Below are 11,654 nucleotides of genomic sequence, written 5' to 3' on the forward strand. Positions count from 1 at the left end.
CATGCTAATTTAAGTTACTATGATGAATTTGGCTGAGAGGCATCAGTTTATTTTAAGTCGTCTGCAACGTGATCAATATATAAATGTTGTGGATTTGTGTAAGGAATTGAAAGTGTCTTCCGTAACCATAAGAAAGGACTTAAAACTATTGGAAGACAAGAGTCTGCTGTTTAGAACACACGGTGGCGCAACTGTAAACAATCCCTACACGGTAGACCGTCCGGTTAACGAAAAAGAGAAAATACAATCAGCGGAAAAGAATAAAATCGGGATTGCTGCAGCTGCATTACTGAACGATAACGATTCTATTGTAATTGCTTCAGGTACCACAGTACTATATTTTGCGAAGAACATCGCCCCCGCAACAAATTTAACGGTGGTTACTTCTGCATTAAACGTAGCACTCGAATTAATGCGCGAACCCAGTATAGAAGTGATACAATTAGGTGGCTTACTCAGAAAAAGTTCTTCGTCCGTTATGGGTGCTTATGCGGAGCAGGTTTTGCAGGATTTTTATTTCAATAAACTGTTTTTAGGGGTGGATGGCATTGACCTGGATTTTGGCATTACCACTACAAACGCCATGGAAGCACATTTAAACCGTAAAATGATCGGTGCATCGCAAAGAACAATTGTACTGGCCGATTCAACAAAATTTGGAAAAAGAGGCTTCGGGAAGATATGCGGATTGGAAGAAATTGATCATATTATTACCGATAAAGGAATTTCTGAACAAATTGTAAAACATTTAGAAGGTTTGGGTGTTACTGTTACTATCGTATAGCGAATTCCACGCGGACGGTACATCCCAAACATATAATTTGAACATGGAAAAAAAACGAATACACATTTTAGAAGACGATCAGGAGATTAGAAACGTAATTGAAATCCTGTTGAAAGAAGAGGGTTTTGAATTACAGCTTTCCTCATCTTTTGCAGAGCTGAAGAAAAATATCCAGGATGCAATGCCTGATCTTTTCTTATTAGATGTAATGTTACCAGATGGAAACGGAGCAGAAATCTGCGAAGATTTAAAAACTGATATTTTCACCAAACACATCCCGATTATCGTCATGTCTGCTCAGAACAATAGCGAGCAAAAAGCGATTGATGCATTCGCCGATGATTATATCAGCAAACCATTCGATATTTATAACGTTTTGGAGCGCATTAATACGCAGTTGAAGAAAAGTTCAGAAAGCAGGACGAAAGTTTAACTGAAATCCGATATAAAAAAAGAGAGAAGCCGGATAAGTTTCTCTCTTTTTTTTACTTTATTTAATATTCGATTACTACTTTTCCAATAGTTTTACCGCTTTCCAGTAAGCGGTGCGCTTCCTTCAAGTTTTCAACCGTAAAGCCATTAAAGGTTTGAGTTAATGTAGACTTGATGATGCCGTTGTCTAATAATTTTGTCAGCTCATTCAAAATTTGGCGCTGTTTTTCCATATCATCAGTTTGATACATCGAACGGGTGTACATTAATTCCCACGAAAAGGTTACGCTTTTGTTTTTTAATTTATTAAGGGCAATTGGCGTGGCAGAACCAGTTATCGATACGATATGCCCCTGGGGTTTAATCAGCTCTACCAAGATATCCCAATAGCTGTTCAGGTCGACAAAATCGAGTATAAAATCTATTTCCTTAAAACCTGCAGCATGTACTTCTTCTACCAGGTTTTTATGATTGACCACCACATCGGCACCCATGGCCTTACACCATTCTTTAGTTTCTGCTCTGGAGGCCGTAGCAATCACTTTTAATCCACTTATTTTCTTTGCTAGTTGTATGGCGATAGAACCAACGCCACCTGCACCACCAATAATCAGGATACTCTTTCCCTTATCCTTTTGATCATTGATGCGGATGCGATCGTAAAGTGATTCCCAGGCTGTAAGTGCTGTTAACGGCATGGCGGCTGCTTCGGTATAGGTTAATGTTGAGGGTTTTAATCCTACTATGCGTTCGTCAACTAACTGATATTCGGCATTTGAGCCGCTTCGGGTTAAATCTCCGGCGTAATATACTTCATCCCCAGGCTTAAAAAAGGTAACACCTTCACCAATAGCTTCAACTGTGCCAACAGCATCCCAGCCAATTATCTTTGGAACTTCCAGTACGGTATCTTTAGCGCTGTTCTGGCGGATTTTAAAATCAACCGGATTTACGCTGATGGCTTTTATCTTTACAAGTAAATCCCTTCCTTTTGGTTCCGGAACAGGCGTTTCGAACATGATAAAACTTTCGCTTTCGTTTATCGGGAGTGAGGTTTTAAATCCTATTGCTTTCATGGAGTGTCGTTTTAATATCTTGAGATATGATCTTTTATGTCAAAAATATAAAACGGTTATGATATTGATGGGCGTATAGCTGTTTTTAAAGTCATTCAGACGTTAAAAATTCAAGGCTTTTAATCAAAAAAGCGAATATCGCTTCTTCGCATACCAGAGGCTCAGGTTAAATTGTTGAATAAGAGCTCATTTTTTGGAGCTAGCCATATTTAAATGCCATGGCTTTTGTAAAAATTTAAAGCATCAAGAGTCGGCCAGTATAAAAATCATTTTTCCAAATGACATTTATGTATGCGCTAACCATCCATTTAACCAGTATCATAGTAAAAAGTGATCCAGGTCAGAAAACAGCGGCGTCTGCCTATTGATATTTGTTACTGTAAATCAATCTGTTATGTTGAGTAAAAATTTTAATCAAAGCGTCAGCACTGTCAAGGCGATTTTTGTTTCATTAACGCTGGTTTGTGCTTTCCTATTGGTGGTTAATACATTTGGATTTGCTGTGAGAACAGAAGATACCGTAAAAATCGATTCGCTCTCCCTTAAGAAAAAGATTTTTAGTTTACGTCCAAAATTGAATTATCCTAATCTTGTCGACCGTTTTTATCAGGACAGATTTTACAAGTGTGCCTGGGTAATGCAGGATACGGTTCAATCAGACGTCTGGACGTCGATGTTACTGATGGATTGCGTATTACAGTTTGGTTTGAACCGAAACGATTTCCATCCCGATCAGCTTACGTATGATGCGCTTCAGCCTCTTACCAGGCCAAAGGCTAAATTACAGGAACAGGAAATTTTTGATATTTATTTAACAGATGCACTGATTACATTGATCAATCATCTTCATTACGGCAAATTCAATCCCGTAGTAACCACCGAACGTTTAGAGTCGAAAGTTTCATTGAATTTTGATCCGGTAACACATCTTGAGAAAGCCATCGGACATTCTAATTTTATGAGCAATGTTACCTCGGCGCAGCCGCAGGCAGATATGTATAAAATGCTTCAGGATTATCTTCATCTGGTTAAGGGACAGTATATTGATGACTGCTATGAATTTCCGGAAGGTGATGCCAGAAAAATGGCCATTAATATGGAGCGCTTACGGTGGATAAATACTGGCGATCGTTATTTCATACAGATCAACATTCCTTCCTATACGCTTAAACTGGTGAAGGATGATCGCGTAGTGATATTTAAAACCGTTGTTGGTAAGCCCTCCAGCCCGACGCCAGAATTGCAAAGTAAAGTTAAGTACATCACCACATCGCCAGACTGGAAAGTGCCTCATAAAATATTTACGACTGAACTGTTACCCAAAATATGGAAAGACTCCACTTATCTGATCCATAACCATTACAGTATTTACGATCGAAAACAAAACGTGGTGCCGCTAACCAAAGATAATATAGCTGCTATCAAAGCTAATCCTAACTTGTATGATGCCAGACAGTCATCCGGTTGCGATAATGCATTGGGTAAGGTCGTATTCCGGTTTCCGAATGTTTTTGATATTTACCTGCACGATACCCCCGAACAGAAATTATTCAAAAAACAAAAAAGATCGTTCAGCCACGGCTGCATCAGGGTAGAAAACGCCGGTTTACTTGCCGAACTGTTGTTACGCAACGATGGAGTAAGTGGTCAGGTACCGGCTTTGAAAACATCAATGCTGAACGCGACTAAAAAAGATTTTCATCTGAAAAATCCGGTTCCTTTGAAAATCACTTATATCACCTGCGAGGTTAATGAGGGTCAGCTGCGTGTATTCCCGGATATCTATCACCGGGATCCGGTTTTGGAAAGTTTGATGTTTCCCATTGATAATAAACTGCTAAAGAAGTGAAGATCTTTTGATCAGTCGGTTTTCTGCTCGTTAATCATTTAAAAACTGATTATGCCCGTATTTCCGTCCAGTGCCTATTGCAAACTTTATACTAAAATAAAGCCAATATGAAAAAGATTCTTGTACCTGTTGATTTCTCTGCAACTGCAGAAAATGCAGCTGACTATGCAACTGAACTGGCCTAATGGTATTGGTGCCAGGGTAGAATTGGTAAATGTTTTTCAGGTGCCTGAGTTCTCGCCAGCAGCTGCATCGCTGGTTTGGCCCCAAGAAGAATATAAAGTTCTTCAAGAAGATGCTAAAAAAGCCTTAAGCAAACTGGTAGAAAAAGTGGAGGAAAAATTTAATAAAACTCACCATGAACTGAATTTTAAAGCAGAAGTATTTGGCAGATTACTTCGCGGTGAGGTTGATCAGGAAGTAGGTAAGTATTTCGCCGAATGTAAAATGAACCTTATTGTAGCTGGATTGAACCATTCAGACCGGCTGACGAAAACGCTTATGGGCAATATTGCAAAGAAAATAATCAATCTTGAATGGCCAGTGCTATTGATCCCACCAGGCTTTCGGTTTACTACTCCGAAAAAGATTGCTTTTGCGACCGATTTAAACCCAAGTGATATTTCAGTTTTAGGCACGCTTGTCGAATTTGCCAGGTCTTTTAAAGCCGATATTCTGATTATGCATTCAGATAATACTCAAAACGAACCTAATCGTAAAAACAAGCAGATAGCACATTTCTTGAATCTGGTTGCCGATAAGGTGGACTACAGAAAAATATATTACCGACATGTAAACAGTGAGCGGGTGAAGGATGGTTTGGACTGGATTGTAGAAAACGGACAGATTGATATGCTGACCATGTTACCCCGAAAACACAGTTTCTTTCATCATCTTCTTAAAGGTAGTTACACCGCTAATATGTCTGGTCATATACCGATTCCACTTTTAGTTTTACCTGCTGCACACCATATTCCCATCTAAATTTAATTTTAGTCGATTTTGGCGTGCAGCGTAATGCCATTGGTTAAGCCTTAGAAGTGGTAAAGTACCATTAGCTTTCGCTTTCTTTCAGGAGGTCTAAGATTTAGCGGACAAAAAACATATTTAATCCTCAATTTAGGCGCGGCCGAATGAATTTATGATGTTCTTTTGCGAAAAAGTGATCGCGATCATTTTTTGCTTTGAGCCTTGTCATCGTCAAAATTATAGAACTCCGGTAGTTTTGTTTTGAAATTATCAGGCCTTTCCGTTTGTAAGAGGCCGTTTTATTTAAACATACATGTCACATTCATTTCATATTCCCGTTTTGGGCCTGGGTTACTCCATTGATACCCCTTTAAAAGTTGCCAGATATGGCATCTCCTCTGTACTTTCTATTGTAGATGATGAACTGGTGGAGCGTATGCGTGCATATCATTCGCAAAACAGATCAGTAGATTATAATGCGATTGGTAAATTGGAAAATAATAGCCGTAGCCGGCGCATTACCGCTTACCTCAACTTTTTATCGGATTGCATCAACCAGGATTTTAAAGCTTTAAAACAGCAGGATTTTACTGATGGGAGTGATATCTGCCGTTATTTCGAACTACTGCCTGACACTTCAAAATTAAAGCATGGATATGAACTGATGATGGAGTACCCTGAAGGAGATGCCAAACAGGTTTTCAAATCTGTACTTAAAAATACGATGCGAATGGGTAGCATTGATGTTAATATTATGGCCAAGGTAGATAAAATGAACTACATCGATGGTAAATTTACCGGTGATCTTCATACCGATGCCCTGGCTGCCTTAAAGGGTTTTGCAGAAAGTAAACTCCAAGCTTCGGTAGTACTCTCTGCAGGCATGAATCCGAAATTATACAGTTACATGGAGAACTTTAAAGATTTTTTTCCGGATGAAAACAATACACTGAAAAAGAAGATTATCTTAAAAGTGAGCGATTTCAGGTCAGCCTTGATCCAGGCTAAGTTTCTGGCCAAAAAAGGCTTATGGGTATCAGAGTTTAGAATTGAATCGGGTTTAAATTGTGGAGGCCATGCGTTTGCTACCGAAGGTTATCTGTTGGGCCCGATCCTGGAGGAATTTAAAACTAAAAGAAACGACATGTACCAGGAGCTTTTTGAAATGTATCAGCTCGTTTTGAAACAAAAGGGCACTATTGTAGCAAAAGAACCTAGACAAAAGATCACCGTGCAGGGAGGAATCGGAACCGCTTCAGAACATCAGTTTTTGCTGCAACATTACCAGCTTGATGCCACAGGCTGGGGAAGTCCTTTTTTATTAGTGCCGGAAGTAACCAATGTTGATGTGCATACGTTGACACAACTTACCGGCGCAACTGAACAGGATTTTTACTTAAGCGATGCTTCACCCTTGGGCATCCGTTTTAATTATTTTAGTAACAGCACCATAGAGCAGCAGCGGATCGAGCGGATTAAAAAGGGCAGGCCAGGAAGCCCCTGTACCAAGAAATACTTGTGCAACAATACCGAATTTACCGAACAGGCTATCTGCACCGCATCACGGGAGTATCAGCACTTAAAAATCAAAAGCCTTCAAACGGCCGGCTTAAGTGCTGAAGAATACGAAAAACAATTTAAGGAGGTTACCGGAAAAATATGCCTTTGCGAGGGACTCTGTTCTTCAAACTACCTAAAATACGATATGCTTAAAGCTAAAGAAAATAAAGCTGTAGCCATCTGCCCGGGACCAAACCTGGCCTATTTCGCCGATGTATATTCTCTTGATGAAATGGTCGGACATATTTATGGTAAAATTAACCTTTTGGAGCAGGTAGAACGTCCTCATGTTTTTATCAAAGAGCTTAACCTTTATATCGATTACCTACAGGAGGATATTAAACAACAATTACAGCAGTTTAGTGATAAAAAAATAAAACAGTTAAATGGATTTAAGCTGCAGCTGGCGGAAGGGATCGATTACTATAAAAAGCTTTTCAGCGAAATGGCAGATCAGGCTTCTGACGAGTTTAGGCAATTATATGAACAATTGGCAAATTCGAAAAATAAACTCGACACCCTGATTGTTGGCTAAGAAAAAAGATCGGTAATACTTTTTCTATATTTACAGGTATATACTTGAAGTAAAATAATGGATAGGTCGAAATTTTTGGATGCGATTATTGAAAATGCTATTGATGGAATTATTACCATTGATGAAAAGGGGATTATTGAACATTTAAATCCTGCAGCATTGGAGCTTTTCGGTTATGGCAGGGAGGAATTAGTGGGTAGCAACATCTCGGTTCTGATGCCCGAACCCGATCAATCGCGCCACGATGAATACCTTTCCAGGTATGAACATACCGGGCAGAAACATATTATCGGTATCGGAAGGGAAGTTTCGGGCAAACGTAAAGATGGCTCTGTATTTCCGTTCACACTTGGGGTAAGTGAGATTAAATTTACCGACCGTAAAATTTATACGGGTTTTATCCACGACTTAAGTAAGGAAAAGGCCAATGAAGAACAGATAAAAAGTTATACCGAAAAGCTGGAAGTTAAGATAAAGGAACGTACACGTGATCTGGTTAAGCTTGTTTCGGAACTGGAAATGGCGAAAGAAAATATGCGCGCACTTTTTCAGAAAGAAAAAGAACTCAATCAGCTTAAAACCAGATTTGTTTCTATGGCCTCACATGAGTTTAGGACACCACTCAGCGCCATTCAGTTATCCGCATCCCTGATTGATAAATATGCCACGAAACATGATGTGGCCAGTGTAGAAAAACATACCTTAAAAATCAAAAATTCGATTAATAACCTCACTACGATATTGAACGATTTCCTTTCACTCGAGAAATTGGAGGCGGGGAAAGTGGAGGCTTCGGCACAGGCTTTTAACATCATCAGCTTTGCTGAGGAAATAGCAGAAGAGATGCAGATGATGACCAAGCAGAATCAGCATATTATTTACGAACATACCGGAACAACTGCCGAGGTTTACCTGGATCCAAATCTTTTGAAGAATTGTATCATCAACCTGATCTCCAATTCGATCAAATATTCAGGCGAAGATACGCTCATCCAGTTTAATTCCATTTTAAATGATGACGAACTGATTTTAGAGGTAAAAGATAATGGTATCGGTATTCCTGCAGCCGATCAGGGTAATCTATTCGAACCATTTTTCAGGGCACATAATACCGGCGATATTCCTGGAACGGGGCTAGGGCTTAACATTGTAAAAAGATATGTTGGCCTGATGAACGGGACGGTAACCTGCAATAGCGAACAGCATTCGGGTACAGTATTTACGCTTACTTTCCCTGTTGAAACCATTTTATAATTTGAGATCCATCCGATGAACAAAAAAGTTTTAATTATTGAAGATAATGACGATATCCGGGAAAGTACTGCTGAAGTACTTGATTTGGCAGGTTATACAACCTTTACGGCTAAACACGGAAAAATTGGTGTGGAAATGGCTGTTAGTCATTTGCCTGATGTAATCTTGTGTGATATCATGATGCCGGAACTCGATGGGTATGGTGTTTTGTATTTACTGAACAAAAATCCGAAAACGGCTAACATTCCTTTTATTTTCATTACCGCAAAAACGGAGCGGGCAGACATGAGAAAAGGCATGGAAATGGGTGCAGATGACTACCTGACCAAACCATTTGACGATACAGAGCTTTTTAGGGCGATAGAAAGCAGGTTTAAGAAAAAGCAACAGGCCGCAGGCTTTAGCTCAATAGATGGGCATGATGAAACAGTAATGGAAGAACTGCGTAAAAAGGGTAAACCGAGAACGGTAAATAGTAAGCAGGTGATCTATATTGAAAGTGATGAACCCACGCACCTGTATTACATCAATAAAGGACAGGTGAAAACCTACAAACGTTTTAAAGATGGAAGGGAACTTTCTTCAGGGCTTTACCACGATGGTGATTTTTTTGGTTACGAAAGTTTATGCAATGGCGAGCTTTATGCAGAAAATGCTGCCACGCTAACCGAGTCGGAAATTATTCATATTCCGAAAGCTGATTTTATGGAATACCTGCTCAACCATCAGGCCGTATCAAAAACATTTATTGGCCTGTTATCCGGAAATGTGCGTGATAAAGGGAAACAAATGCTCCAATTGGCTTATTCATCAGTGAGGAAACGGGTAGCTGAAGCATTATTACAGGTGGCTGCAAAATTTGGCGATGGAATGGCCGATGCCTGCACCATCCGTATCTCGCGCGATGATCTTGCTGCACTCGTGGGTACAGCCAGTGAAACCGTAAGCAGAATGCTGGCTGATTTTAAAGAGGAAAAATTAATTGATAAAACCGGTAATGCCATTAATATTTTATCTATCCAGAAACTGAAGAATATTAAGCAATAACGGTATGTCTGCGGTGTCTGGTGTTTGCATCTGACACGGCGAAGTCTTAATCTCATTCATGCTGTTTTAGAAAAGCAATGCCGGTAGTGCTTCGGTTACATCAGTCCGGCCCTTTGCTTAACCCGATTAAATGATTGGCAAGTAGGAGATACTAATAAATCGGGATAACGCTGTGGTTCGCCGCCTGGAACTACATAAGCCAACCTGCTTTATCAAAAGCATAAAAACTTATACTGATGCAGTTTTAGTCGGCTTAAGACTACAGACTCAAGACTCGAGACTAAAAAAGTAACCAATATCATTTTTTTCTCTAAGCATTCTCATCTGTTGCCTTACGCTTCCTCCATAGTTTTGTATATATAAATATTGTATATGAAAGCTATAGCTTACAACATTAAGCCCGATGAAAAGGAATGGTTGGTACTGGCCAATTACAAAAAACACGATATCACGATAATTGCCAATAGCTTAACAGCCGATACGCTTTCATTTGCAACCGGTAAAGAAGTGCTCCTGGTTTTTAACAATGATGAGTTAAGTGGTAACATGATATTAGGTCTTAGATCATTGGGTATCAAATATATTGCAACTTCATCTTCACAAACAGATCATCTTGATCTTACCGCGGCAGGGCTTGCCGGTATGAAGGTTGCCAATGTTCCGTTGGTAGCCGATCAGGCCGATACCAAGGCAAGGATGGAGCAGGTAATCAAAAACCTCGATCAGTGGGCAGCCGGTAAATGCGTAGGCAAAGCCTGCTGTTGCCAAAGTGATTGTGCAACTGCTAAAAAGCTTTAAAAATGGAGAATGCAGAATTACTTAAAAAATATAATGTTGCTGCTCCACGTTATACCAGTTATCCAACTGTTCCATATTGGGATATTGAAGACTTTAATACTGAGGAATGGCTAAACAGGGTAAGTAAAACCTATGCAGTCCATAAAGAAGAAGGGATCAGCTTATATGTTCACCTCCCATTCTGCGAAAGCCTGTGCACCTATTGCGGCTGTAATACCCGTATTACCAAAAATCATTCAGTAGAGGTGCCCTATATCTTAGCCGTGCTTGCCGAATGGCGTATGTATGTAGCTGCCTTGCAGGAGAAACCTAAAATAAAAGAGCTGCACCTAGGTGGTGGAACACCTACTTTTTTTAGTGCAGAAAACCTCGATCTGCTGATTAGCGGCATAATGCAAAACGCAAGTCTGGCGCCGGATGCCGAACTCTCTTTTGAGGCTCATCCGGCCAATACTTCGAAAGCGCATTTAACAACGCTTTACCAACTCGGGTTTAGGAGATTGAGTTTGGGAATCCAGGATTTTGATCCTAAAGTACAGTTTTTGATCAACCGCTTTCAGACGCCTGCACAAGTAGCTCAGGTCACAAACCAAGCGAGGGCAATCGGTTATACTTCCATTAATTTCGATCTGATTTATGGTCTGCCCGGCCAATGTATTGATGGGTTGGAGCGTACGGTAAATGATGTAACTGGCATGCTGCCAGACCGTATTGCCTTTTACAGCTATGCACATGTGCCCTGGTTAAAACCCGGACAGAGGCATTATACCGAAAAGGATATTCCCACGGGCGATGAAAAATTTGCGCTTTACCAGTTTGGCAGAAAGTTACTGATTGATGCCGGTTATGAAGATGTTGGTATGGATCATTTTGCCTTGAAAAGCGACCTTTTGTTCCAGGCAATATCAGCAGATAAGCTTCACCGTAATTTTATGGGCTATACCAGTCAGCATACGCATTTACTTATTGGATTGGGCGTCTCATCGATCAGCGATAGCTGGACGGCCTTTGCACAAAATCCTAAAACAGTAGAAGCTTACCTGGATAAAATTTCGCAGCAGTTATTGCCGGTAGAAAAAGGACATTTTTTGACTGATGAAGACCTCGCTATAAGAAAGCATATTCTTAATATCATGTGTAAGGCTAACACCGTGTACAATGATAAAATTCCGGAAAAAGTATATGAGCGGCTTTTGCCTTTACTCAACGATAAACTGATATTGTTAACTGAAAAAGAAATCAGTATTACCACAACCGGAAAATCCTTCCTCAGGAATGTGTGTATGGCGTTCGACGAAAAATTGTGGCTTAAGCAGCCTAAAACACAACTGTTCAGTTCATCAATATAAA

The 11,654-nt window shown here is 40.0% G+C and carries 11 protein-coding genes; 10 read left to right on the top strand and 1 reads right to left on the bottom strand.

Translation table 11 applies throughout. From position 1 onward, the window contains the following. Nucleotides 1-19 precede the first annotated feature (19 nt). Entirely contained in the window at nt 20-784 is a 765-nt protein-coding gene (locus ACK1I8_RS07230) for a DeoR/GlpR family DNA-binding transcription regulator (protein ID WP_412468659.1), read from the top strand. A 43-nt stretch (nt 785-827) separates the two neighbouring features. After that, nucleotides 828-1,217, top strand: coding sequence for a response regulator transcription factor (locus tag ACK1I8_RS07235; RefSeq protein WP_412468660.1), 390 nt, complete (start codon nt 828-830; stop codon nt 1,215-1,217). Nucleotides 1,218-1,278: 61 nt separating this feature from the next. On the opposite strand, the gene ACK1I8_RS07240 is transcribed toward ACK1I8_RS07235, so the two are convergent. Continuing rightward, a complete protein-coding gene (locus tag ACK1I8_RS07240; RefSeq protein ID WP_412468661.1) occupies nt 1,279-2,292 on the bottom strand; it encodes a zinc-binding alcohol dehydrogenase family protein in 1,014 nt (337 codons plus the stop codon). 394 nt (nt 2,293-2,686) lie between these two features. Between ACK1I8_RS07240 and ACK1I8_RS07245 the strand changes: the two genes are divergently transcribed. From ACK1I8_RS07245 to hemN, 8 genes are all read left to right on the top strand, one after another. After that, on the top strand, nt 2,687-4,141 hold the full coding sequence (locus ACK1I8_RS07245; protein WP_412468662.1) for a L,D-transpeptidase family protein: 1,455 nt from the start codon (nt 2,687-2,689) through the stop codon (nt 4,139-4,141). Between the two features lie 107 nt (nt 4,142-4,248). Continuing rightward, complete coding sequence (locus tag ACK1I8_RS07250; RefSeq protein ID WP_412469356.1) at nt 4,249-4,326, top strand: universal stress protein; 78 nt, start codon at nt 4,249-4,251, stop codon at nt 4,324-4,326. Beyond that, entirely contained in the window at nt 4,307-5,125 is an 819-nt protein-coding gene (locus ACK1I8_RS07255) for a universal stress protein (protein WP_412468663.1), read from the top strand. Before ACK1I8_RS07250 ends, ACK1I8_RS07255 begins: the two co-directional genes overlap by 20 nt. Before the next feature lie 298 nt (nt 5,126-5,423). Beyond that, nucleotides 5,424-7,205: a hypothetical protein gene (locus tag ACK1I8_RS07260; protein ID WP_412468664.1), complete on the top strand. Its 1,782-nt coding sequence runs from the start codon at nt 5,424-5,426 to the stop codon at nt 7,203-7,205. A gap of 57 nt (nt 7,206-7,262) precedes the next feature. Then, a complete protein-coding gene (locus ACK1I8_RS07265; protein WP_412468665.1) occupies nt 7,263-8,459 on the top strand; it encodes a PAS domain S-box protein in 1,197 nt (398 codons plus the stop codon). 15 nt (nt 8,460-8,474) lie between these two features. Beyond that, nucleotides 8,475-9,506, top strand: a complete 1,032-nt coding sequence (locus ACK1I8_RS07270) for a response regulator (RefSeq protein ID WP_412468666.1) — start codon at nt 8,475-8,477, stop codon at nt 9,504-9,506. Between the two features lie 372 nt (nt 9,507-9,878). Further along, entirely contained in the window at nt 9,879-10,304 is a 426-nt protein-coding gene (locus ACK1I8_RS07275) for a lactate dehydrogenase (RefSeq protein ID WP_412468667.1), read from the top strand. Between the two features lie 2 nt (nt 10,305-10,306). After that, nucleotides 10,307-11,653, top strand: a complete 1,347-nt coding sequence (hemN, locus tag ACK1I8_RS07280; RefSeq protein WP_412468668.1) for an oxygen-independent coproporphyrinogen III oxidase — start codon at nt 10,307-10,309, stop codon at nt 11,651-11,653. Nucleotide 11,654 lies beyond the last annotated feature (1 nt).

The organism is Pedobacter sp. KLB.chiD, from assembly GCF_047040275.1.
In the GTDB taxonomy this organism is placed as follows: domain Bacteria; phylum Bacteroidota; class Bacteroidia; order Sphingobacteriales; family Sphingobacteriaceae; genus Pedobacter.